Annotated in this window: 21 protein-coding genes; 13 read left to right on the top strand and 8 right to left on the bottom strand. The window is 52.3% G+C overall.

Features of this window, described 5'->3' with window-relative positions; all coding sequences use genetic code 11:
- Positions 1-31: 31 nt before the first annotated feature.
- Genes fhuC through fhuB form a run of 3 tightly spaced genes read left to right on the top strand, consistent with a single transcriptional unit; the run spans position 32 to position 3,698 of the window.
- On the top strand, positions 32-829 hold the full coding sequence (gene fhuC, locus OGY01_RS18255) for a Fe3+-hydroxamate ABC transporter ATP-binding protein FhuC (protein WP_045439935.1): 798 nt from the start codon (positions 32-34) through the stop codon (positions 827-829).
- Entirely contained in the window at positions 829-1,719 is an 891-nt protein-coding gene (gene fhuD / locus OGY01_RS18250) for a Fe(3+)-hydroxamate ABC transporter substrate-binding protein FhuD (protein ID WP_286493479.1), read from the top strand. The genes fhuC and fhuD overlap by 1 nt, the downstream gene beginning before the upstream one ends.
- Positions 1,716-3,698, top strand: a complete 1,983-nt coding sequence (gene fhuB, locus OGY01_RS18245; protein ID WP_200011485.1) for a Fe(3+)-hydroxamate ABC transporter permease FhuB — start codon at positions 1,716-1,718, stop codon at positions 3,696-3,698. The genes fhuD and fhuB overlap by 4 nt, the downstream gene beginning before the upstream one ends.
- Before the next feature lie 95 nt (positions 3,699-3,793).
- Here the strand turns inward: fhuB and hemL are convergent, their stop codons facing one another.
- Complete coding sequence (gene hemL, locus OGY01_RS18240; RefSeq protein WP_048222032.1) at positions 3,794-5,074, bottom strand: glutamate-1-semialdehyde 2,1-aminomutase; 1,281 nt, start codon at positions 5,072-5,074, stop codon at positions 3,794-3,796.
- A 168-nt stretch (positions 5,075-5,242) separates the two neighbouring features.
- On the opposite strand from hemL, the gene clcA reads away from it, so the two are divergent.
- The 3 genes from clcA to erpA are packed head-to-tail and all read left to right on the top strand — an operon-like array spanning position 5,243 to position 7,090.
- Complete coding sequence (gene clcA / locus OGY01_RS18235; RefSeq protein ID WP_045439953.1) at positions 5,243-6,664, top strand: H(+)/Cl(-) exchange transporter ClcA; 1,422 nt, start codon at positions 5,243-5,245, stop codon at positions 6,662-6,664.
- 23 nt (positions 6,665-6,687) lie between these two features.
- Complete coding sequence (gene yadW / locus OGY01_RS18230) at positions 6,688-6,753, top strand: small protein YadW (RefSeq protein ID WP_136345333.1); 66 nt, start codon at positions 6,688-6,690, stop codon at positions 6,751-6,753.
- Positions 6,746-7,090: an iron-sulfur cluster insertion protein ErpA gene (gene erpA, locus OGY01_RS18225; RefSeq protein WP_008786260.1), complete on the top strand. Its 345-nt coding sequence runs from the start codon at positions 6,746-6,748 to the stop codon at positions 7,088-7,090. Before yadW ends, erpA begins: the two co-directional genes overlap by 8 nt.
- A gap of 100 nt (positions 7,091-7,190) precedes the next feature.
- Here erpA and OGY01_RS18220 read toward each other — a convergent pair whose 3' ends face one another.
- From OGY01_RS18220 to mtnN, 3 genes are all read right to left on the bottom strand, one after another.
- Positions 7,191-7,814 carry a TRIC cation channel family protein gene (locus OGY01_RS18220; RefSeq protein WP_045439956.1) on the bottom strand — a complete coding sequence of 208 codons (624 nt, stop codon included), beginning with the start codon at positions 7,812-7,814 and terminating at the stop codon, positions 7,191-7,193.
- Positions 7,815-7,932: 118 nt separating this feature from the next.
- A complete protein-coding gene (gene btuF / locus OGY01_RS18215) occupies positions 7,933-8,751 on the bottom strand; it encodes a vitamin B12 ABC transporter substrate-binding protein BtuF (RefSeq protein ID WP_045439959.1) in 819 nt (272 codons plus the stop codon).
- The gene (gene mtnN, locus OGY01_RS18210; RefSeq protein WP_045439962.1) at positions 8,744-9,442 is read right to left on the bottom strand and encodes a 5'-methylthioadenosine/S-adenosylhomocysteine nucleosidase; all 699 of its coding nucleotides are present in this window, start codon (positions 9,440-9,442) and stop codon (positions 8,744-8,746) included. Before mtnN ends, btuF begins: the two co-directional genes overlap by 8 nt.
- A gap of 83 nt (positions 9,443-9,525) precedes the next feature.
- Here mtnN and dgt point away from each other — a divergent pair, with 83 nt between their 5' ends.
- The 3 genes from dgt to cdaR all read left to right on the top strand — a co-directional run bounded on the left by dgt (position 9,526) and on the right by cdaR (position 13,913).
- Positions 9,526-11,043 carry a dGTPase gene (gene dgt, locus OGY01_RS18205; protein ID WP_048222031.1) on the top strand — a complete coding sequence of 506 codons (1,518 nt, stop codon included), beginning with the start codon at positions 9,526-9,528 and terminating at the stop codon, positions 11,041-11,043.
- A 129-nt stretch (positions 11,044-11,172) separates the two neighbouring features.
- Positions 11,173-12,606, top strand: coding sequence for a serine endoprotease DegP (gene degP / locus OGY01_RS18200; RefSeq protein ID WP_045439965.1), 1,434 nt, complete (start codon positions 11,173-11,175; stop codon positions 12,604-12,606).
- 149 nt (positions 12,607-12,755) lie between these two features.
- On the top strand, positions 12,756-13,913 hold the full coding sequence (gene cdaR / locus OGY01_RS18195) for a DNA-binding transcriptional regulator CdaR (protein ID WP_003018564.1): 1,158 nt from the start codon (positions 12,756-12,758) through the stop codon (positions 13,911-13,913).
- Positions 13,914-14,007: 94 nt separating this feature from the next.
- On the opposite strand, the gene OGY01_RS18190 is transcribed toward cdaR, so the two are convergent.
- The 4 genes from OGY01_RS18190 to map all read right to left on the bottom strand — a co-directional run bounded on the left by OGY01_RS18190 (position 14,008) and on the right by map (position 18,940).
- Positions 14,008-14,394: a DUF3461 family protein gene (locus tag OGY01_RS18190; protein ID WP_045439967.1), complete on the bottom strand. Its 387-nt coding sequence runs from the start codon at positions 14,392-14,394 to the stop codon at positions 14,008-14,010.
- 109 nt (positions 14,395-14,503) lie between these two features.
- Entirely contained in the window at positions 14,504-15,328 is an 825-nt protein-coding gene (gene dapD / locus OGY01_RS18185; RefSeq protein WP_198906405.1) for a 2,3,4,5-tetrahydropyridine-2,6-dicarboxylate N-succinyltransferase, read from the bottom strand.
- Positions 15,329-15,359: 31 nt separating this feature from the next.
- On the bottom strand, positions 15,360-18,032 hold the full coding sequence (gene glnD / locus OGY01_RS18180) for a bifunctional uridylyltransferase/uridylyl-removing protein GlnD (protein WP_286493478.1): 2,673 nt from the start codon (positions 18,030-18,032) through the stop codon (positions 15,360-15,362).
- Positions 18,033-18,145: 113 nt separating this feature from the next.
- Positions 18,146-18,940 carry a type I methionyl aminopeptidase gene (gene map, locus OGY01_RS18175; RefSeq protein ID WP_045439973.1) on the bottom strand — a complete coding sequence of 265 codons (795 nt, stop codon included), beginning with the start codon at positions 18,938-18,940 and terminating at the stop codon, positions 18,146-18,148.
- A 323-nt stretch (positions 18,941-19,263) separates the two neighbouring features.
- Here map and rpsB point away from each other — a divergent pair, with 323 nt between their 5' ends.
- The 4 genes from rpsB to frr all read left to right on the top strand — a co-directional run bounded on the left by rpsB (position 19,264) and on the right by frr (position 22,550).
- Positions 19,264-19,989: a 30S ribosomal protein S2 gene (rpsB, locus tag OGY01_RS18170; RefSeq protein WP_003018553.1), complete on the top strand. Its 726-nt coding sequence runs from the start codon at positions 19,264-19,266 to the stop codon at positions 19,987-19,989.
- A 136-nt stretch (positions 19,990-20,125) separates the two neighbouring features.
- The gene (gene tsf / locus OGY01_RS18165) at positions 20,126-20,977 is read left to right on the top strand and encodes a translation elongation factor Ts (RefSeq protein ID WP_045439976.1); all 852 of its coding nucleotides are present in this window, start codon (positions 20,126-20,128) and stop codon (positions 20,975-20,977) included.
- 146 nt (positions 20,978-21,123) lie between these two features.
- Positions 21,124-21,849, top strand: a complete 726-nt coding sequence (pyrH, locus tag OGY01_RS18160; RefSeq protein ID WP_045439978.1) for a UMP kinase — start codon at positions 21,124-21,126, stop codon at positions 21,847-21,849.
- Between the two features lie 143 nt (positions 21,850-21,992).
- Entirely contained in the window at positions 21,993-22,550 is a 558-nt protein-coding gene (gene frr, locus OGY01_RS18155; protein ID WP_045439981.1) for a ribosome recycling factor, read from the top strand.
- Positions 22,551-22,613: the final 63 nt, after the last annotated feature.

Here is a 22,613-nt window from a genome sequence, read left to right as displayed (position 1 = left end):
CTTTGCGTGCCCGTTTTACAAGTTGGCCGCTATGCAGGAAAACAGATCCCATCCCGACACCACTTTTGCGCTAAGTCATGTCTCCTTTCGTGTACCTGGCCGCACGCTTTTGCATCCTCTCTCGTTAACCTTTCCCGTGGGTAAAGTGACCGGTCTTATCGGCCATAACGGTTCCGGTAAATCCACGTTATTAAAGATGTTAGCTCGCCATCAGCCGCCTTCTGAAGGCGATATTTTTTTGGATGGACAGCCCGTTGATAGCTGGAAGAGTAAAGCATTTGCCCGCAAGGTTGCCTGGTTACCGCAGCAGTTGCCGCAGGCGGAAGGGATGACAGTGCGTGAACTGGTGGCGATTGGTCGCTACCCGTGGCACGGTGCGCTGGGACGTTTTGGTGTAGCTGACAGAGAAAAAGTGGAAGAGGCGATAACGCTGGTAGGGTTAAAGCCACTGGCACATCGTCTGGTTGATAGTTTGTCCGGCGGCGAGCGTCAACGTGCGTGGATCGCCATGCTGGTGGCGCAGGACAGCCGTTGCCTGCTGCTCGATGAACCCACTTCGGCGTTGGATATCGCCCATCAGGTTGATGTGCTGGCGCTGGTGCATCGCTTGAGCCAACAACGTGGATTGACGGTGATCGCCGTGCTGCATGATATCAATATGGCTGCCCGCTACTGCGACTATCTGGTGGCGCTAAGAGGTGGCGAAATGATCGCTCAGGGGACGCCTGCTGAACTGATGCGCAGTGAAACCCTGGAACAGATCTACGGTATCCCGATGGGTATTTTGCCGCATCCGGCTGGTGCTGCACCTGTGAGTTTTGTCTATTAATGATCGCATTACATCATATAACCCGCCGTCGTTTGCTAACGGCAATGGCGTTGTCACCATTGCTCTGGCAGATGAATCAGGCGCGTGCGGCGGCGGTTGATCCGCAGCGCATTGTGGCTCTGGAGTGGTTACCGGTTGAGCTGCTGCTGGCGCTGGGTATTACACCCTATGGCGTCGCAGATGTTCCGAACTACAAGCTGTGGGTCAATGAACCTGCTCTGCCGGACTCGGTGATTGACGTCGGGTTACGCACTGAACCCAATCTTGAACTGCTGACTGAAATGAAGCCCTCATTTATGGTTTGGTCGGCAGGCTATGGTCCTGCGCCCGAGAAACTGGCACGTATTGCGCCTGGCCGTGGATTTAACTTCAGCGATGGCAAAAAGCCGCTGGCGGTTGCCCGCCAGTCGCTGCAGGAAATGGCGCAGTTGCTGAATCTGGAACCTGCTGCCGAACGTCATCTGGCGCAATATGATCGCTTTATTGACAGCCTGAAACCACGCTTTATTCAGCGCGGAGAGCGTCCTTTACTGCTGATGACCCTGCTGGATCCTCGCCATATGCTGGTGTTTGGTCCTAACTGTCTGTTTCAGGAAGTGCTGGACGAGTACGGGATCCGTAACGCCTGGCGGGGGGAAACAAACTTCTGGGGTAGCACTGCTGTGGGTATCGATCGGCTTGCGGTCTATAAAGATGTTGATGTGTTGTGCTTTGATCATGGCAACAATAAAGAGATGAATGCGCTGATGTCCACCCCGTTGTGGCAGGCAATGCCGTTTGTCCGGGCCGGACGTTTTCAGCGCGTACCTGCCGTCTGGTTCTATGGCGCAACACTGTCGGCGATGCGCTTTGTGCGCATTCTGGATAATGCGCTGGGAGGCAAAGCGTGAGTAAACGTGTTGCGCTTTTCCCGGTACTTTTACTGACAGTCTTGTTTGTATCTGCCTGCTGGCTGACCTGGGTTAACTTCTCTGTTGCCCTGCCGCGCAGCCAGTGGCTGCAGGCTATCTGGTCGCCGGATATCGATATCATTGAACAGATGGTTTTCCATTTCAGTTTGCTGCCGAGGCTGGCGATTGCGTTACTGGTCGGTGCCGGGCTGGGACTGGTTGGCGTTTTGTTTCAGCAGGTATTGCGTAACCCGCTGGCAGAGCCGACCACGCTTGGCGTGGCAACCGGAGCACAGTTAGGTATAACGGTCACTACACTGTGGGCGCTCCCCGGAGCGCTGACCACGCAATTTGCGGCGCTGGCAGGAGCATGTATCGTCGGAGCGCTGGTGTTTGGTGTCGCCTGGGGCAAACGTCTTTCGCCCGTCACATTGATCCTTGCAGGTCTGGTGGTAAGTCTGTACTGCGGCGCGATTAACCAACTGATGGTTATTTTCCATCACGATCAACTGCAAAGCATGTTTTTGTGGAGCAGCGGAACGTTAACGCAAACTGACTGGAACGGGGTGCAGCGACTGTGGCCGCAACTGCTGGGTGGCGTGATGCTAACCCTGCTGTTATTACGTCCTATGACGCTGATGGGGCTGGATGACGGTGTAGCGCGTAATCTTGGCCTGGCGCTATCGCTGGCGCGTCTGGCCGCATTGTCGCTGGCGATTGTGTTGAGTGCTTTGCTGGTTAACGCAGTCGGAATTATTGGTTTTATTGGTCTGTTTGCGCCGCTTCTGGCAAAAATGCTCGGCGCCCGGCGCTTACTGGCTCGCCTGATGCTGGCCCCGCTGATTGGTGCTCTGATCCTCTGGCTTTCCGATCAAATTATTCTGTGGCTGACCCGCGTATGGATGGAAGTCTCTACTGGCTCGGTAACCGCACTGATTGGCGCACCGCTGCTGTTGTGGCTGCTGCCGCGTTTGCGCAGCATGAGCGCGCCGGATATGAATGCCAGTAGTCACGTTGTTGCGGAACGTCAGAACGTGCTGATGTTCGCCCTGGTGGGGGGCGCAATATTGTTGTTGACCGTCGTAGTGGCGCTTTCTTTTGGTCGCGATGCTCATGGCTGGAGTTGGGCCAGTGGTGTGATGCTGGATGAGCTGATGCCCTGGCGCTGGCCACGAATTATGGCGGCACTGATTGCGGGTGTTATGCTGGCGGTTGCGGGCTGTATTATTCAGCGCCTGACCGGTAACCCAATGGCCAGCCCGGAAGTATTGGGTATCAGCTCCGGTGCGGCGTTTGGCGTCGTGTTGATGTTGTTTCTGGTGCCCGGAAATGCCTTCGGTTGGCTGCTACCTGCCGGGAGTATCGGAGCAGCGGTGACGTTGCTGATCATCATGATTGCCGCTGGGCGCGGGGGCTTTTCGCCTCACCGAATGCTGCTGGCAGGGATGGCGCTTAGCACCGCATTTACTATGTTGCTGATGATGCTACAGGCCAGCGGCGACCCGCGGATGGCGAGCATACTGACCTGGATCTCCGGCTCGACCTATAACGCTTACCCTGAACAGGTAATACGTACTGGGATCGTGATGGTGATTCTGCTGGCGATTACGCCGTTGTGCCGTCGCTGGCTGACGATTTTACCGCTGGGCGGTGATACGGCTCGGGCGGTGGGTATTGCGTTGACACCGTCACGTGTCGGTTTGCTGATGCTGGCCGCGGGACTGACCGCAACGGCAACCATGACTATTGGACCGTTGAGCTTTGTTGGGCTGATGGCGCCGCATATCGCCCGCATGCTCGGTTTTCGGCGTACCATGCCGCATATGGTAATGTCAGCGCTGGCGGGTGGGGTACTGTTGGTCTTTGCGGACTGGTGCGGCAGAATGGTGCTGTTTCCGTATCAGATCCCGGCGGGATTACTCTCGACGTTTATTGGTGCGCCATATTTCATTTGGCTGCTACGTAAGCAGAGCCGGTAATACAAAGCTGGATAAGCACTTTGTGTCGCCATCCGGCAACAAAAAAGCCGGGTGGCGGAGTGCCTTACCCGGCTTACGATCTCTGATGCTGCTTTTTACAACTTCCCGAACACCCGACGTGCGGCGTCGATGGTGTTATTGATATCTTCCATGCTGTGCGCGACGGACATAAAGCCAGCTTCAAAGGCTGATGGCGCGAGATAAACCCCTTCATCCAGCATCATGTGGAAGAAACGCTTAAAGCGCTCGACATCGCATGCCATTACGTCCTGATAGCAGGTCACGGTTTCTGCTTCGGTGAAGAAAATCCCGAACATCCCGCCCACATGGTTAACCACCAGAGGAATATTCGCTTCCTGGGCGGCTTCCAGCAGACCTTCTGCCAGACGGGTGGTGAGTTCATCTAATGTTTCATGAATACCCGGCTGGGCAACTTCATTCAGACAGGCAAATCCTGCCGCCATGGCAATTGGATTACCAGACAGCGTACCAGCCTGATAAACCGGTCCGGTTGGTGCCAGCGCGTCCATGACATCGCGACGACCGCCGAATGCACCAACAGGCATACCACCACCGATGATTTTGCCCAGACAGGTCAGATCCGGAACGACGCCGTAGTAATCCTGCGCGCCAGCCAACGCGACACGGAAACCGGTCATTACTTCATCGATAATCAACAGCGCACCAAACTCATCGCACAACGCGCGCAGACCAGGCAGAAATTCCGGCAGCGGCGGGATGCAGTTCATGTTGCCAGCGACCGGCTCCACGATAATGCAGGCAATGTCTTGCGGATACTGTTCAAATGCTGCACGTACAGAGGCGAGATCGTTATAAGTACAGGTCAGAGTATGCTTAGCGAAATCTGCCGGAACGCCCGGAGAGTTCGGCTGGCCCAGCGTCAGTGCGCCGGAGCCGGCTTTTACCAGCAGGCAGTCGGCATGACCGTGATAGCATCCTTCAAATTTGATAATTTTATCGCGTCCGGTGAAGCCGCGCGCCAGACGGATGGCGCTCATCGTCGCTTCGGTACCGGAGTTGACCATGCGCACCATGTCCATGGTTGGCACGAGTTCAGTGACCAGCGCCGCCATTTTCACTTCCATCTCGGTTGGCGCACCAAAGCTCAGACCACGTTCTGCAGCCTCAATCACCGCATTGCGGATAGCCGGGTGGTTATGGCCCAGCACCATCGGGCCCCAGGAACCAACATAATCAATGTAGGCTTTACCATCGACGTCATACAGATACGCGCCGTCTGCTTTTTCGATAAACAGCGGAGTACCACCCACGCCGGTAAAGGCGCGAACAGGGGAGTTAACGCCGCCGGGGATAAGTTCGCGTGCTGCGCTGTAGAGGTTTTCAGACTTACTCATGGATGGGGTCCTGGTTCGTAGAAAAAGTGAATGCCCGCTATTCTAGTTATTCAGAGAAGGTTATGAAAGTTTTGCGCATTTGAAACAATACGATTTGCAGGGGATTTTCACGAAATGTGCGAGTAGAATGCCGATTCCGTATTTGTATTACCAATTAATGATCATCTAATGAAAACAGACTCTCCCTCTTTTGAAGCACAGCAAATTGTGCGTTTACGGCGCAGGGATCAGATCCGTCGACTACTTGATCGGGACAAGACGCCGCTGGCGATCCTCTTTATGGCGGCTGTTGTCGGCACCGTGACTGGACTTGTTGGTGTTGCTTTTGAGAAAGCTGTGTCCTGGGTACAGAACCTGCGTATAGGCACGCTGGCACAGGTCGCCGATCATGCCATTTTGGTGTGGCCGCTGGCGTTTATTCTCTCTGCGCTGCTGGCAATGGTCGGTTATTTCCTGGTGCGTAAATTTGCGCCGGAAGCGGGTGGTTCGGGGATTCCGGAGATCGAAGGTGCACTGGAAGAGTTGCGCCCGGTGCGTTGGTGGCGTGTATTGCCGGTGAAGTTTATCGGCGGTATGGGAACGCTGGGTGCCGGGATGGTGCTTGGACGAGAAGGGCCGACGGTGCAAATTGGCGGCAATATCGGACGCATGGTGCTTGATGTTTTCCGTATGCGTAGCGCTGAAGCGCGCCATACTCTGCTGGCTACCGGTGCTGCAGCCGGTCTGTCGGCCGCTTTTAATGCGCCTCTGGCGGGTATCCTGTTCATTCTTGAAGAGATGCGTCCGCAGTTCCGTTACAACCTCGTATCGATCAAAGCCGTATTTACCGGCGTTATTATGTCCAGCATTGTGTTCCGTATTTTTAACGGCGAGGCCCCGATCATTGAAGTCGGGAAGCTCTCCAATGCACCGGTTAATACGCTGTGGTTATATCTCGTCCTTGGAATTATTTTTGGTTGTGTCGGACCGTTATTCAATACGATGGTGTTGCGGACCCAGGATATGTTTCAACGCTTCCACGGCGGCGAAATTAAAAAGTGGGTGCTGATGGGGGGCGCTATCGGCGGTCTGTGTGGGATCCTCGGTTTAATAAAACCTGAAGCGGCAGGTGGTGGGTTTAACCTGATCCCTATCGCAGCAGCGGGCAATTTCAGTGTTGGAATACTGCTGTTTATTTTTGTTGCCAGGGTCATCACCACGCTGCTGTGCTTCTCCTCCGGTGCGCCCGGTGGGATATTTGCACCGATGCTGGCGCTGGGTACATTGCTCGGCACCGCATTTGGCATGGCTGCAGCGGCGTCTTTTCCGCAGTATCATCTGGAAGCCGGAACGTTTGCTATTGCCGGAATGGGGGCGTTGCTGGCGGCTTCAGTACGTGCACCATTAACGGGCATTGTGCTGGTTCTGGAAATGACTGATAACTACCAGCTCATTTTGCCAATGATTATTACCTGTCTTGGCGCAACACTATTAGCCCAATTTATGGGCGGAAAGCCGCTATACTCGACTATTCTTGCACGTACGCTGGCAAAACAGGAAGCGGAGCAGGCGGCGAAAAGCCAGAGTACAGCTGCTGGCGAGAATACTTGAACGAAATACCAGGGTATTAGATAATGGCCCAAAATATTGGGTTGAAATTTATCCAATTGCCAATGTCGTTTGGAGCAAAATATGAGTGATGACGTAGCGCTGCCACTGCAATTTACAGAAGCAGCAGCCAATAAAGTAAAAAGCCTGATCGCTGACGAAGATAACCCGAATCTGAAATTACGCGTGTATATCACCGGTGGTGGTTGCAGCGGTTTCCAGTATGGTTTCACCTTTGATGATCAAGTTAACGAAGGTGATATGACCATTGAGAAACAAGGCGTTGGTCTGGTGGTTGATCCAATGAGCCTGCAATATCTGGTGGGTGGTGCGGTTGACTATACCGAAGGTCTGGAAGGTTCCCGCTTCGTTGTGACGAACCCGAATGCTAAAAGCACCTGCGGGTGTGGCTCTTCCTTCAGCATTTGATGAGCTGATTCTGTCTGCCCGGTAAGCGTCGCGCCGCCGGGCAATTTGTCGGATAACGGCGTAAACGTCTTATCCGGCCTGTGTATCCCGCGCCGTCAAATTATCGACCATTATCATCTAACGCAAACGTCGGTAGCTTTAAATGCCAGCGAATAGCGGCAAGCCGAATCAGCAATGTGACGATCATCCCCATCATGCTGGCGTTTTCCAGCGGTACTGAAAAAGTATAAAACGCCGTGGCGTGAACAATCCCGCCAATAATACATGCAGTTGCGTAGATTTCTGTACGTAATATCATCGGTACTTCACGTGCTAACACGTCGCGAATAATCCCGCCACCTACGCCGGTGATCACTCCCATACAAATTGCCACCAGTGGTCCGGTTCCGGCGAGAAATGCTTTATTAACGCCAATGCCGACGAACACCGCCAGACCGACAGCATCCAGTGCCGGAAGGATCCACTTGGGTAATCGTCTTGGCTGGCGCACCAGTAAGATCGTGAGCATGCTGGTGATCATGGCAACAACCAGATCGGTAGGATCTTTAACCCAAAATACCGGCCCGTTATCCAGTGCCATATCGCGGATCGTGCCGCCGCCTACTGCGGTAACAACGCCGAGGACCAGGACACCAAAGGGGTCCATACGCAATTTCCCGGCCAGTAATACGCCAGAGATAGCAAATACCGCAGTGCCTACAATATCGAGCCAATAGACGAGCATTGTCGAATCCCCAATACACATCACCCTTCAGGCTGCCTCTTTGTTGGCTGCGTTAGTTACCCCTGTCACGTATTATTTGTACGCTTCCGGGGATTCATTAACTTGCTGCCTCGAGGCATCATGAATGATTTTGTGTCTCATTTATCTGTGAAAGCGCATTACAGAGTTGTTTTGCGGCGAGGATAATACGCGGGCTCGCGCGTTCGAACCAGTCACTATTAAGGGTAATAACCGGGATTTTTAGCTGATTTCCCCAGTATTGTTCGATTTTAAGATTTTCGCCCGAATTTCCGGTGGTAACGATAGCCTGAGGCGCTCTTGCCAGAACCTGTTCGCGGCTGACCTGCGGCCAGGGGACCCGGCTGCCGGCAAAGATGTTTTCTCCGCCACAGACCTCAAGAACCTGGTGCTGAATGGAGCCTTTCCCACTGGTAAACAACGGATTTGCGCCAAACTGAAGAAACACACGTTTTTTCGGTTTGTTGGCATACTGTGATTTTAGTGAAGCATACTCATCAAGCAAGGTTTTCGCGGCCTGTTTTGCCTGTTCAGGTCTGGGACTCCACGCCGCCAGTTGGCGCAGCGCGTCTGCGACTTGCTCAATGGTTACCGCATCCACCCAAATAACTTTAATTCCCAGGGCGGTCAGTTGATTCACCTGCCGTTCGGCGTTCCCTCCGCGCCAGGCGATAACTAAATCTGGTTTGAGCGCCACGATGCGTTCCAGATTCATGCCTTGCCAGGTTGAGACCTCTTCAATATTTTTGGCCTCGGGCGGGTAGTTTGAGTAGCTGCTGACGCCGACCGGGGTAATGCCGGCGGCAAAGGCCAGTTCGGTGTTAGCAGGGGAGAGTGAAACTACACGCGGTGCGGCACAGAGCCACACCGGAAGAGTGAAAAGCAGGGCGGCCAGCGCCCTGGGCATTAATTTAGCCATGCGCCAGTTTCTGTACCAGCGTTTCAACCATCAGGCTCGACTGTTTCGCGGCAACAACCAGGAATTCGTCAAAGCTGAGATGGGACTGCTGATCGGCGACATCAGAGATGGCACGAACCACCACGAACGGGACTTTAAAGTTGTGGCAAACGTGCGCAATTGCCGTGGCTTCCATTTCTACAGCAACTGCCTGCGGAAAATTATGTTTAATTTTTGCCAGGCCAACAGATCCATTAATGAAGGCGTCACCGCTGACAATCAGTCCACGAACGGCGTTCAGATTGAGTTCTGCGATGCAGGACTCAGCCGCGGTGATCAGTGCGGGATCGGCTTTAAAGCCTGCCGGACAGCCCGGCAACTGGCCAAATTCATAGCCAAATGCGGTAACGTCAGCATCGTGATAACGTGCTTCATCAGAAACTACGATATCGCCGACTGTCAGCGTAGAGGCCAGGCCGCCCGCAGAACCGGTATTAATGATGGCATCCGGCTTGCAGCGTTCGAGCAAAAGCGTTGCGCCCAGTGCCGCAGCCACTTTACCGATACCAGATTTCAGTAGCGCAACCTCAGTACCGTTCAGTTGGCCGGTGTAAATTTCACAACCGCCGAGGGAGATAGTCTGACGGTTTTCGATTTTGTCACGCAGGAGCGTAACTTCTTCTTCCATTGCACCAATGATGCCGATTTTCATAGATTTACTCGCGATAAGCCAGATTTGAGGGCATAGTCTATCATGCGCTTAAGGGGTAGCGCATTTCTCAGGCGGGAGAGGACATGGCACAGATCGATTTCCGAAAAAAAATAAACTGGCATCGTCGTTACCGTTCGCCGCAGGGCGTGAAATCTGAGCATGAGATCCTGCGAATTTTTGAAAGCGATCGCGGACGTATTATCAACTCCCCGGCAATCCGCCGGCTGCAGCAAAAAACCCAGGTTTTTCCGCTGGAGCGTAATGCAGCGGTGCGCACACGTCTGACGCATTCGATGGAAGTTCAGCAGGTGGGACGCTATATCGCAAAAGAGATCCTCAGCCGACTAAAAGAGCTAAAGTTGCTGGAACAATATGGCCTGGATGAGCTGACAGGCCCTTTTGAAAGTGTTGTCGAAATGTCCTGTCTGATGCATGACATTGGTAATCCACCGTTTGGGCACTTCGGTGAAGCGGCGATTAACGACTGGTTCCGCCAGCGACTTTTTCCCGCGGATGCGGAAAGCCAGCCCTTAAGCGATGACCGCTGCCTGGTGGCGGCGCTGCGTTTGCGTGAAGGCGAAGAGTCTCTCAATGATATCCGCCGTAAAGTGCGGCAGGATTTGTGCCACTTTGAAGGTAATGCGCAGGGGATTCGGTTGGTACATACCTTGATGCGAATGAACCTTACCTGGGCGCAGGTTGGGGGTATTTTAAAATATACGCGTCCGGCATGGTGGCGCGGAGCTGCCCCGACAACACATAACTATTTAATGAAAAAACCGGGATATTACCTTTCCGAGGAACCGTATATTGAGAGGTTGCGTAAAGAATTATCTTTAGCACCTTACAGTCGCTTTCCATTAACCTGGATTATGGAGGCGGCCGATGATATCTCTTATTGTGTGGCCGACCTGGAAGATGCCGTTGAGAAAAGAATCTTCAGTGTCGAACAACTTTATCACCATCTGTACGAGGCATGGGGACAGCACGAAAAAGGTTCCCTGTTTACCCAGGTTGTTGAGAATGCCTGGGAGAAATCGCGCTCAAATACATTAAGTCGCAGTACGGAAGATCAGTTCTTTATGTATTTGCGAGTCAACACGCTGAATAAGCTAGTACCGTATGCGGCCCAGCGTTTTATTGATAACTTGCCGCAGATTTTTGAGGGTAGCTTTAATCACGCGCTGTTGGAAGACGCCAGTAGCTTCAGCCAATTGCTCGGGGTTTATAAAAATGTGGCGATGAAACATGTGTTTAGCCATCCCGATGTTGAACAACTGGAATTACAGGGGTATCGGGTTATCAGTGGGCTACTGGAAATCTATCAGCCGTTATTAAAAATGACGCAATCAGACTTTAGCGCGCTGGTTGAAAATGAAAGATTAAAACACTTTCCGATTGAGTCGCGATTATTTCAAAAGCTGTCTACGCGCCATCGGTTGGCTTACGTTGAGGCTGTTAGTAAAATATCGTCTGTTTCTGCAGAGTATCCGGTTTTTGAATATTATTATCGCTGTCGCCTGATCCAGGATTATATCAGCGGGATGACGGATTTGTATGCCTGGGATGAATACCGACGACTGATGGCGGTAGAACAATAAATACTCATTTGTAAAGACTGACAATAAAATTTTACTTTTTCCTGAAACTTTACTCTGGAACTTCGCGCTATAAAACGACTCTGACGTATACAGCAATTTTGCGTTATCTGTTAATCGAGAACGAAACACATGAAAAAAACCACATTAGCAATGAGTGCACTGGCTCTGAGTTTAGGTTTGGCGTTGTCCCCCCTGTCTGCAACGGCGGCTGAGACAGCGTCTTCAGCAGTGACGGCCCAGCAGATGCCAAGCCTGGCCCCGATGCTCGAAAAAGTGATGCCATCGGTGGTGAGTATTAACGTCGAGGGGAGCACGACGGTGAATACGCCGCGTATGCCGCGTAATTTCCAGCAGTTCTTCGGTGATAATTCCCCGTTCTGCCAGGATGGTTCTCCGTTCCAGAGCTCACCATTCTGCCAGGGCGGTGCGCCGGGCGCAGGTAATGGTGGCGGGCAGCAGCAGAAATTTATGGCGCTGGGTTCCGGCGTTATTATTGATGCCGCTAAAGGTTATGTCGTTACCAACAACCACGTGGTCGATAACGCCACGGTGATTAAAGTACAACTGAGCGATGGGCGTAAATTTGACGCGAAGATCGTCGGCAAAGATCCGCGCTCTGACATTGCGTTAATCCAGATTCAGGATCCGAAGAACCTGACAGCGATCAAGCTGGCAGATTCTGATGCGCTGCGCGTGGGTGATTACACTGTCGCCATTGGTAACCCGTTTGGCCTCGGTGAAACGGTAACTTCGGGTATCGTTTCTGCGCTGGGGCGTAGCGGTCTGAATGCGGAAAACTACGAGAACTTTATCCAGACGGACGCCGCGATTAACCGGGGTAACTCCGGTGGCGCACTGGTCAACCTGAACGGTGAGCTGATTGGGATTAACACCGCGATCCTCGCGCCTGACGGCGGTAATATCGGTATCGGTTTTGCTATCCCAAGCAACATGGTGAAAAACCTGACCTCGCAGATGGTTGAGTTTGGCCAGGTTAAACGTGGTGAGTTGGGTATTTTGGGCACTGAACTGAACTCTGAGCTGGCCAAAGCCATGAAGGTTGACGCACAGCGTGGCGCATTCGTCAGTCAGGTCATGCCGAATTCATCCGCAGCGAAAGCCGGTATCAAAGCCGGGGATGTGATTACCTCGCTGAACGGTAAGCCTATCAGCAGTTTTGCCGCGCTGCGTGCGCAGGTCGGCACGATGCCTGTAGGTAGCAAAATCAGCCTTGGTCTGTTGCGCGACGGTAAACCGGTCACTGTGAACCTGGAACTGCAGCAGAGTAGCCAGACTCAGGTAGATTCCAGCTCCATCTTCAAAGGTATTGAAGGTGCGGATATGAGCAACAAAGGCCAGGACAAAGGGGTCGTGGTAAGCGATGTGAAACCGAATACTCCGGCGGCTCAGATTGGCCTGAAGAAAGGGGATGTGATTATCGGTGCCAATCAGCAACCGGTGAAAAATATCGCGGAACTGCGCAAAATCCTCGACAGCAAACCGTCTGTTCTGGCGCTGAATATTCAGCGTGGTGACACCTCAATCTATCTGTTGATGCAGTAATCCTCTCAAACCCCTTCCTGTTACCAGGGAGGGGTTTCTTTTTGTGATACTTACCACAACTCCATACTTCTCTTCTTCGCTTTGTGCATTTGCACAATGCTGCCGCGTATGATCTTCCTTATGCTTGAGCTCTGCTCACAGGAGGGTTTATGGCTGGCTGGCATCTTGATACCAAAATGGCGCAGGATATCGTGGCACGCACGATGCGCATCATTGATACCAATATCAACGTAATGGATGCCCGTGGGCGGATTATCGGCAGCGGCGATCGCGAGCGTATTGGTGAATTGCACGAAGGCGCACTGTTGGTGCTTTCGCAGGGGCGCGTGGTGGATATCGATGATGCCGTCGCCAGGCATCTGCACGGTGTGCGCCAGGGAATAAACCTGCCACTACGGCTCGAAGGTGAAATTGTTGGCGTTATTGGTTTAACCGGCGAACCGGAACATCTGCGCAAGTATGGTGAACTGGTTTGTATGACCGCGGAAATGATGCTGGAACAGTCGCGTCTGATGCATCTGCTCGCGCAGGACAGTCGTCTGCGTGAAGAGTTGGTGATGAACCTGATTCAGGCCGAAGAAAATACTCCGGCGCTGATGGAGTGGGCACAACGTTTAGGCATTGATTTGAACCAGCCGCGCGTGGTGGCGGTGGTGGAAGTTGACAGTGGGCAGCTTGGCGTTGACAGTGCCATGGCAGAACTGCAGCAGCTACAAAATGCCCTGACTACGCCTGAGCGTAATAACCTGATTGCGATTGTTTCTCTTACCGAGATGGTGGTGCTGAAGCCTGCGCTTAATCAGTTTGGTCGCTGGGATGCGGAAGATCACCGTAAGCGCGTCGAGCAGTTAATTGCCCGGATGAAAGAGAATGGGCAGTTGCGCTTTCGCGTTTCTCTGGGTAACTACTTTACCGGACCAGGCAGTATTGCCCGTTCATATCGAACGGCACGTACGACCATGATGGTCGGAAAGCAACGTATGCCGGAAAGTCGCAGCTATTTCTACCAGGATTTGATGCTGCCGGTGCTGCTGGACAGCCTGCGCGGCGGCTGGCAGGCTAATGAGCTGGCGCGCCCACTGGTAAGGCTGAAAGCGATGGATAACAACGGCTTGCTGCGGCGGACATTAGCGGCGTGGTTTCGTCATAACGTGCAGCCACTGGCGACATCTAAGGCATTGTTTATCCATCGTAATACGCTGGAATATCGCCTGAATCGTATCTCTGAGCTGACCGGGTTGGATTTGGGAAATTTTGATGACAGGTTGTTGCTGTATGTGGCGTTACAACTGGATGAGCAGCATTGATTGATTGCCTGATGGCGCTACGCTTATCAGGCCTACGAGGATATACCTGTAGGCCGGATAAGGCGTAAGACGCCGCCATCCGGCAACAAACTGCTTACTTACGCGTTAGTTTTTCCAGATCGGCTTCAATCTCGCTGATCTTGTTGGTGACGACGCTTTCCAGATGACGTAAATCATCAAGGATCTTGCGTTTAAGATCGACTTCACTACGATCGCGCAGACAGATCTGATCCAGTTCGTCGATCACGTAGCGCAGGTTCGGGCTTATCTCCTGCACTTCTTTGTAACCCTGGCCAACGCCATCGGCGACCACGGTTTTACGCTGACGGGGATATTTAAACTTTACGCTCTTGGCAAAAAACTCGCCTTTATCCTTCTGGAAATAGATTTTCAGGATATCGTTATTGGCTTCTTGCCGCAGGCTGTAACGATCGATCTCTTCAGGATTGGTAATGCCCAGACTTTTCAGATTGTCATACATAGCGGTACCCTTAAGCTCACTATAACCATTGAATAATTAACGAAAAGCCTTGTTTATGCCACTCGCAGATGTAAAAAAAGCGGGCCAGGCCCGCTTTTTCAAAATACCGTTAGTCGATGGTGCGTAACAGCTCGTTAATACCGACTTTTCCTCGCGTCTTAGCATCAACTTTCTTCACGATCACCGCACAGTAAAGGCTGTACTTGCCATCTTTCGACGGCAGGTTGCCTGATACCACAACGGAGCCGGCCGGGACACGTCCATAATGTACTTCACCCGTTTCGCGGTCATAAATACGCGTACTCTGGCCGATGTAAACGCCCATAGAGATAACGGAACCTTCTTCGACAATTACGCCTTCTACGACTTCAGAGCGTGCGCCAATGAAGCAGTTATCTTCGATGATGGTTGGGTTAGCCTGTAATGGCTCCAGTACACCACCGATGCCAACACCGCCAGACAAGTGGACGTTTTTACCAATCTGGGCACACGAACCTACGGTAGCCCAGGTATCAACCATGGTACCTTCGTCAACGTATGCGCCGATATTGACGTATGACGGCATCAGAACCGTATTACGGGCGATAAATGCACCCTGACGCACAGCCGCAGGCGGCACTACGCGAAAGCCTTCCTTCTGGAAGCGCGCTTCGTCATAGTTGGCGAATTTCATTGGTACTTTATCGAAGTAGCGGCTTTCCGCACCATCGATAACCTGGTTATCGTTAATACGAAAAGAGAGCAGTACCGCTTTTTTCAGCCACTGATGAGTGACCCACTGACCCTCAATCTTTTCTGCGACGCGCAGTGCACCGGAATCCAGCAGAGAAATAACCTGATTAACCGCTTCACGGGTTACGGTATCCACATTTGCCGGAGTGATGTCGGCACGGCGCTCGAAAGCGGACTCAATAACGTTCTGTAACTGCTGCATTGTTAAACTCTTTCCATATAAATAAAAAACATTACCCTTTATCGTTTGGATTGAGGGCCTCTGTCAACCGTTGATGCACTTCCTGTTGCAGCTCATTATTAAGGGCACGCCGGTCGGCTGTTGCGATTATGAATAAATCTTCTACTCGCTCGCCAATGGTTGTAATTCGGGCGCCATGCAGCGAAATTCCCAGATCGGCAAAAATCTGTCCGACCCGCGCCAGCAGTCCAGGCTGGTCGAGCGCGATAAGCTCCAGGAATGATTTACGGTCAGTATGCGTCGGCAGAAAAGTGACCTCGGTGTCGACGGTAAAGTGACGTAATTTTGCCGGTTGACGACGTGGCTGCGGCGGCTGCCAGCTACGCTGAGTGATCGCTTGCTCCAGCCCAAAACGGATCGCTTCGTGTCTGTCTGATGACAGCGGGCTACCATCCGGTTCCAGCACGATAAACGTATCCATCGCCATTCCATCACGTGTAGTGAAAATCTGCGCATCGTGGACGCTAAGATTACGACGATCCAGTTCTGCACAGACCGCAGCAAACAGGTAAGGACGGTCCGGGCTCCAGATGAAAATTTCTGTCCCGCCTCGTGTTGCCTGTGGGCTGAGTAAAATCAAGGGATCGTTCAGATCATGCTGTAGCAGATGACGTGCGTGCCAAGCCAACTGGTTTGGACTGTGGCGCACGAAATAGTTGGCGCGACAGCGCGACCAGATGTGGTGCAGCGCTTCCTCATCAATATTATCCATACGCAGCAGCGCCAGTGCCTGAAGTTGGTGGTGGCGTACGCGCTCGCGCATATCCGGCGTGTTTTGCATTCCACGACGTAACTGTTTTTCTGTGGCGAAGTACAGTTCTCGCAACAGACTTTGCTTCCAGCTGTTCCATAGGGTTTCGTTAGTGGCGCAAATATCCGCTACCGTCAGGCAGACCAGGAAGCGCAGACGATGTTCTGTTTGCACCTCCTCTGCGAATTGCTTAATCATCTCAGGATCCTGAATATCACGACGCTGAGCGGTAACTGACATCAGCAGATGCTGGCGTACAAGCCAGGCGACCAGTTGTGTTTCGCGGGAATTTAGTCCGTGCAATTCGGCGAATTTTAGAACGTCCTGGGCACCAAGAATTGAGTGGTCGCCGCCGCGTCCTTTGGCGATATCGTGGAACAGCGCGGCAATCAGAATCAGCTCCGGCTGGCGCAGGCGCGGCCAGAGATCCACACACAACGGGTGGCGCTGACGAGTCTCTTCTTTGGCAAAACTTTCCAGCTTTAGCATCACTCGGATGGTGTGTTCATCCACCGTGTAGGCATGAAACAGGTCAAACTGCATTTGGCCGACGATGTGCGACCATTGCGGCATATAGGCCCACAAAACACTGTGGCGGTGCATTGGCAGCAGACCGCGACTCACTGCGCCTGGATGTCGCAACATGCTGAGAAACAGCGAGCGGGCCTCCGGGATGTAGCACAGCGGTTGCGTTAAATGGCGGCGGGCATGGCGCAGATGACGCAACGTCGTGGAATAAATTCCAGTGATCGCGCTGTTACGCACCATAGTGTAAAACATTCGCAGAATCGCCTCTGGTTCACGGATGAACAGATCATCGTTGCGCAGGTCAATCAGTGTACCGCGCAGTTGAAAGTCATCATCAATCGGGCGTGGTTTTTCATCCGCAGGCAGGGCGAGGATAGCCTCGTCAAACAGCTGTAGCAGCATGTTGTTTAGTTCACTCACCCGACGCGTGACGCGAAAATAGTCTTTCATCATCCGTTCGACCGGCTCGTTGCCATCGCCGCTGTAGTTAAGCCGTTGGGCTACGCTCAACTGACGGTCGAACAGCAGACGGTTATCATAACGACTGACCACCAGATGCAGTGCGAAGCGAATGCGCCAAAGGATGTGCAGACATTCGTTGAGTTCGGCGCGCTCCGCCAGCGTCAGAAAACCGAACCCGACCATTTCATCAAGCGAGGTTGCGCCAAAATGGCGTCGGGCAACCCATTGCAGGGTGTGGATATCGCGCAGGCCGCCCGGGCTGCTTTTGATATCCGGCTCCAGATTGTAGCTGGTACCGTGATAGCGCTGGTGGCGCTGATTTTGCTCTTCCACCTTGGCGGCGTAAAATTTATCAGACGGCCAGAAACCTTCGCTAAAAATATGTTTCTGTAGCTCAAGAAACAGCGCTACGTCGCCGATCAGCAGTCGCGTTTCAATCAGGTTGGTGGCGACGGTTAAATCTGACAACCCCTCCAGCAGACACTCTTCCAGCGTGCGCACGCTGTGCCCGACCTCCAGCCTGACGTCCCACAGTAACGTTAACAGCTCGCCGACTTTCTCAGCTTGGGCGTCAGGCAGCTTTTTACGACTCAGGATCAGCAGGTCAATATCGGAAAGCGGATGCAGTTCACCGCGTCCATAGCCACCGACGGCAACCAGAGCCAGATCGGCGATCTGGCCGAAGCCAGCTTCAATCCACAGGCGTTGCAGCAACTGGTCAATAAATTCGGTGCGGGCTTCAATCAACTGTTCGGCAGAAATACCGCTGTCAAACGCTTCGCCTAACCAGTGCTGGAAAGTATCGATATGCGTTTTAATCCCGGTACAGTTGAGATCATGCTGTGGCCAGGTTCCAGGATTTTGCGGTTGGCCAGGCAGGGTGGGGAGGGCAGTATTTGCGTGCTGTTCAGGAAGAGTATTCATTGTGCGCCACCCATTAAAAAGCCGGATGACGGCGCTAACGCCTTATCCGGCCTACGAAGTAGAGCAATTTGTAGGCCTGATAAGATGCGGGGACATCGCCATCAGGCAAAAAATTATTCGTCGTGTTTGATGATCGCCGGGATGGTGTCATCCTTGCGTAACGTCAGAATTTCACAGCCGTTTTCGGTAACTACAATAGTATGCTCGTACTGTGCAGACAAGCTACGGTCTTTGGTTTTCACCGTCCAGCCGTCTTTCATGGTACGAATGCGATAATCCCCCGCATTCAGCATCGGTTCCACGGTAAAGGTCATGCCCGGCTGAAGTACTACACCGCCATCGTCAGCATCGTAGTGCAGAACCTGAGGTTCTTCATGGAAGCCGCGGCCAATACCGTGACCACAGTATTCGCGAACCACAGAGAAGCCTTCTCCTTCCGCGTATTTCTGAATCGCAGCGCCCAGCGTGCGCAGACGAATGCCTGGTTTTACCATCCGCAGCGCCAGATACAGGCTTTCCTGCGTAACGCGGCACAGACGCTCGCCGAGAATTGTCGGTTTGCCGACAATAAACATTTTTGAGGTGTCGCCATGGAACTCGTCTTTAATGACAGTCACGTCGATATTGACGATATCGCCATCTTTCAGATGTTTGGCATCATCCGGGATCCCGTGGCATACCACTTCGTTAATAGAGATGCACACAGACTTCGGATAACCGTGATAACCCAGGCAGGCGGATATAGCCTGCTGCTCATTCACTATGTAGTCATTACAGATGCGATCCAGTTCGCCGGTGCTGACACCCGGTTTGATAAACGGTTCGATCATTTCCAGCACTTCAGCGGCCAGACGACCAGCGACGCGCATTTTTTCGATTTCTTCAGGGGTCTTGATTGAGATAGCCATGAATTCTGTCCATCAGTGTCGATGATTTCGACAATAATTGTGTAAGTGCTGCCAATGGTAACAGTCCGGCGTACTTGCTGCCAAATTGAGAATCATTAACAGCACAGACCGCCAACAATTATTGGTGTCTGCGGCGTATTTGTGGTATAAAGCGCGCCGGACTTCCGTTCCATTCTCAGATACACAAGATGGACTGAAGCGACAAATCTCACTTTGTGTAACAACACACACGTATCGGCACATATTCCGGGGTGCCCTTTGGGGTCGGTAATATGGGATGCGTGGAGGCTTAACCCCAACTTTTATATATAGAGGTTTTAATCATGGCAACTGTTTCCATGCGCGACATGCTCAAGGCTGGTGTTCACTTCGGTCACCAGACCCGTTACTGGAACCCGAAAATGAAGCCGTTCATCTTCGGTGCGCGTAACAAAGTTCACATCATCAACCTTGAGAAAACTGTACCGATGTTCAACGAAGCTCTGGCTGAACTGAACAAGATCTCTGCTCGTAAAGGTAAAATCCTTTTCGTTGGTACTAAACGCGCTGCAAGCGAAGCGGTGAAAGAAGCTGCTAACAGCTGCGACCAGTTCTTCGTGAACCATCGCTGGCTGGGCGGTATGCTGACTAACTGGAAAACTGTTCGTCAGTCCATCAAACGTCTGAAAGATCTGGAAACTCAGTCTCAGGACGGTACTTTCGAAAAGCTGACCAAGAAAGAAGCGCTGATGCGCACCCGTGAGCTTGAGAAACTGGAAAACAGCCTGGGCGGTATCAAAGACATGGGCGGTCTGCCGGACGCTCTGTTCGTAATCGATGCTGACCACGAGCACATTGCTATCAAAGAAGCAAACAACCTGGGTATCCCGGTATTTGCTATCGTTGATACCAACTCTGATCCGGACGGTGTTGACTTCGTTATCCCGGGTAACGACGACGCAATCCGTGCTGTGACCCTGTACCTGGGCGCTGTAGCTACAACCGTTCGTGAAGGCCGTTCTCAGGATCTGGCTTCCCAGGCGGAAGAAAGCTTCGTAGAAGCTGAATAATAAGGCACGCTCGTTAGAGCCCTTATAGACCAGGTAGTATCACGTTTGGTTAGGGGGCCTGTATTAGGCCCCCTTTTTCACTTTTAAATCTGTGCGGTTTAATGCCGGGCAGATCAAATCTTCCGAGGATTTTAGAATGGCTGAAATTACCGCATCCCTGGTAAAAGAGCTGCGTGAGCGTACTGGCGCAGGCATGATGGATTGCAAAAAAGCACTGACTGAAGCTAATGGCGACATCGAGCTGGCAATCGAAAACATGCGTAAATCTGGTGCGATCAAAGCTGCGAAAAAAGCAGGCAACGTTGCTGCTGACGGCGTGATCAAAACCAAAATCGAAGGCAACTTCGGTGTGATTCTGGAAGTTAACTGCCAGACTGACTTCGTTGCTAAAGACGGTGGTTTCCAGGCGTTCGCAGACAAAGTTCTGGACGCGGCTGTAGCAGGTAAAGTGACTGATGTTGAAGTCCTGAAAGCACAGTTCGAAGAAGAGCGTGTTGCGCTGGTTGCTAAAATCGGTGAAAACATCAACATCCGTCGCGTTGCAATCCTGGAAGGCGACGTTCTGGGCAACTACCAACACGGTGCGCGCATCGGTGTTCTGGTTGCGGCTAAAGGCGCTGATGAAGAGCTGGTTAAACACCTGGCGATGCACGTTGCTGCAAGCAAACCAGAATTCGTTAAACCAGAAGACGTGTCTGCTGAAGTGGTAGAGAAAGAATACCAGGTACAGCTGGACATCGCGATGCAGTCTGGTAAGCCGAAAGAAATCGCAGAGAAAATGGTTGAAGGCCGTATGAAGAAATTCACCGGTGAAGTTTCTCTGACTGGTCAGCCTTTCGTAATGGACCCGAGCAAAAACGTTGGCCAGCTGCTGAAAGAGCACAACGCTGACGTGACTGGCTTCATCCGCTTTGAAGTGGGCGAAGGCATCGAGAAAGTTGAAGCTGACTTCGCAGCAGAAGTTGCTGCAATGTCTAAACAGTCTTAATTGTACTGTCCGGAGCCGCCTCAGGGCGGCTCCTTTTTGTACCCGTCATGTGAAAATCAGCCAGTTCCAGTAGGCAACAAACGGCAGGAAACACATGATGTCACCCGATTTAAATCATCCCATTCGTGACACTCGCAGGAAAGAAAATGGCTACCAACGCAAAACCCGTCTACAAACGCATTCTGCTTAAACTGAGCGGCGAAGCATTGCAGGGGACTGAAGGTTTCGGTATTGACGCAAGCATCCTTGACCGTATGGCGCAAGAGATTAAAGAACTTGTTGAACTGGGCATTCAGGTTGGCGTAGTGATTGGCGGTGGTAACCTGTTCCGCGGTGCAGGTTTGGCAAAAGCGGGTATGAACCGCGTTGTGGGCGACCACATGGGCATGCTGGCAACAGTTATGAACGGCCTGGCAATGCGTGACGCACTGCATCGCGCCTATGTGAACGCTCGCCTGATGTCTGCTATTCCGCTGAACGGCGTGTGCGACAACTACAGCTGGGCAGAGGCTATCAGCCTGCTGCGTAACAATCGCGTTGTTATTTTGTCCGCGGGTACCGGTAACCCGTTCTTCACTACTGACTCTGCAGCCTGTCTGCGCGGTATTGAAATCGAAGCGGATGTGGTTCTGAAAGCCACTAAAGTTGATGGCGTATTTACCGCCGATCCGGCTCAGGATCCAACCGCTACCATGTACGAACAACTGACCTACAGTGAAGTACTGGATAAAGAACTGAAAGTGATGGATCTGGCTGCGTTCACGCTGGCTCGTGACCACAAATTACCGATTCGTGTCTTCAACATGAACAAACCAGGTGCCTTGCGCCGTGTTGTTATGGGTGAAAAAGAAGGCACTTTAATCACGGAATAATTTCCGTCGAGGCCAAATACGGGTAAGATTCCGCTTTAATCAAGCGGGTCACTTACCCGGTGGCATATTTTAAACAAGACTATACTTAGCGCATCAGTGCTTCCGTCTGGTCTGTCTGAGACAAGTTTTCAAGGATTCGTAACGTGATTAGCGATATCAGAAAAGATGCTGAAGTGCGCATGGATAAATGCGTAGAAGCGTTCAAAAACCAAATCAGCAAAATTCGCACGGGTCGTGCTTCTCCCAGCCTGCTGGACGGTATTGTCGTAGAATATTACGGCACACCAACTCCGCTGCGTCAGCTGGCAAGCGTAACGGTTGAAGATTCCCGTACTCTTAAAATCAACGTGTTTGACCGTTCAATGGGGCCGGCTGTTGAGAAGGCGATTATGGCTTCCGACCTCGGTCTGAACCCAAGTTCTGCGGGTACCGATATCCGCGTTCCGCTGCCTCCGCTGACCGAAGAGCGTCGTAAAGATCTGACGAAAGTTGTGCGTGGTGAAGCTGAACAGGCTCGTGTTGCTGTACGTAACGTACGCCGTGATGCCAACGATAAAGTAAAAGCTCTGTTGAAAGATAAAGAGATCAGCGAAGATGACGATCGCCGTTCTCAGGACGACGTACAGAAACTGACTGACGCAGCAATCAAGAAAGTTGATGCGGCGCTGGCAGAGAAAGAAGCGGAACTGATGCAGTTCTGATTCGCCTGTACGTTTAAAACGCCGCTTGGGGGATCTGTGAGGATCAACTGGCGGCGTTTTGCT

It is taken from the genome of Citrobacter sp. Cm038 (genome assembly GCF_030333105.1).
In the GTDB taxonomy this organism is placed as follows: Bacteria; Pseudomonadota; Gammaproteobacteria; order Enterobacterales; family Enterobacteriaceae; genus Citrobacter; species Citrobacter murliniae.
The sequence above is the reverse complement of the archived record's forward strand: the minus strand, read 5'-3'. Positions and strand labels throughout refer to the sequence as shown.

Bases quoted from the DNA above. Each gene is read 5' to 3' on its own strand.
- fhuC (WP_045439935.1), top strand. From the start codon at position 32: ATGCAGGAAAACAGATCCCATCCCGACACCACTTTTGCGCTAAGTCAT.
- fhuD (WP_286493479.1), top strand. From the start codon at position 829: ATGATCGCATTACATCATATAACCCGCCGTCGTTTGCTAACGGCAATG.
- hemL (WP_048222032.1), bottom strand. From the start codon at position 5,074: ATGAGTAAGTCTGAAAACCTCTACAGCGCAGCACGCGAACTTATCCCC.
- clcA (WP_045439953.1), top strand. From the start codon at position 5,243: ATGAAAACAGACTCTCCCTCTTTTGAAGCACAGCAAATTGTGCGTTTA.
- erpA (WP_008786260.1), top strand. From the start codon at position 6,746: ATGAGTGATGACGTAGCGCTGCCACTGCAATTTACAGAAGCAGCAGCC.
- OGY01_RS18220 (WP_045439956.1), bottom strand. From the start codon at position 7,814: ATGCTCGTCTATTGGCTCGATATTGTAGGCACTGCGGTATTTGCTATC.
- btuF (WP_045439959.1), bottom strand. From the start codon at position 8,751: ATGGCTAAATTAATGCCCAGGGCGCTGGCCGCCCTGCTTTTCACTCTT.
- mtnN (WP_045439962.1), bottom strand. From the start codon at position 9,442: ATGAAAATCGGCATCATTGGTGCAATGGAAGAAGAAGTTACGCTCCTG.
- dgt (WP_048222031.1), top strand. From the start codon at position 9,526: ATGGCACAGATCGATTTCCGAAAAAAAATAAACTGGCATCGTCGTTAC.
- degP (WP_045439965.1), top strand. From the start codon at position 11,173: ATGAAAAAAACCACATTAGCAATGAGTGCACTGGCTCTGAGTTTAGGT.
- cdaR (WP_003018564.1), top strand. From the start codon at position 12,756: ATGGCTGGCTGGCATCTTGATACCAAAATGGCGCAGGATATCGTGGCA.
- OGY01_RS18190 (WP_045439967.1), bottom strand. From the start codon at position 14,394: ATGTATGACAATCTGAAAAGTCTGGGCATTACCAATCCTGAAGAGATC.
- dapD (WP_198906405.1), bottom strand. From the start codon at position 15,328: ATGCAGCAGTTACAGAACGTTATTGAGTCCGCTTTCGAGCGCCGTGCC.
- glnD (WP_286493478.1), bottom strand. From the start codon at position 18,032: ATGAATACTCTTCCTGAACAGCACGCAAATACTGCCCTCCCCACCCTG.
- map (WP_045439973.1), bottom strand. From the start codon at position 18,940: ATGGCTATCTCAATCAAGACCCCTGAAGAAATCGAAAAAATGCGCGTC.
- rpsB (WP_003018553.1), top strand. From the start codon at position 19,264: ATGGCAACTGTTTCCATGCGCGACATGCTCAAGGCTGGTGTTCACTTC.
- tsf (WP_045439976.1), top strand. From the start codon at position 20,126: ATGGCTGAAATTACCGCATCCCTGGTAAAAGAGCTGCGTGAGCGTACT.
- pyrH (WP_045439978.1), top strand. From the start codon at position 21,124: ATGGCTACCAACGCAAAACCCGTCTACAAACGCATTCTGCTTAAACTG.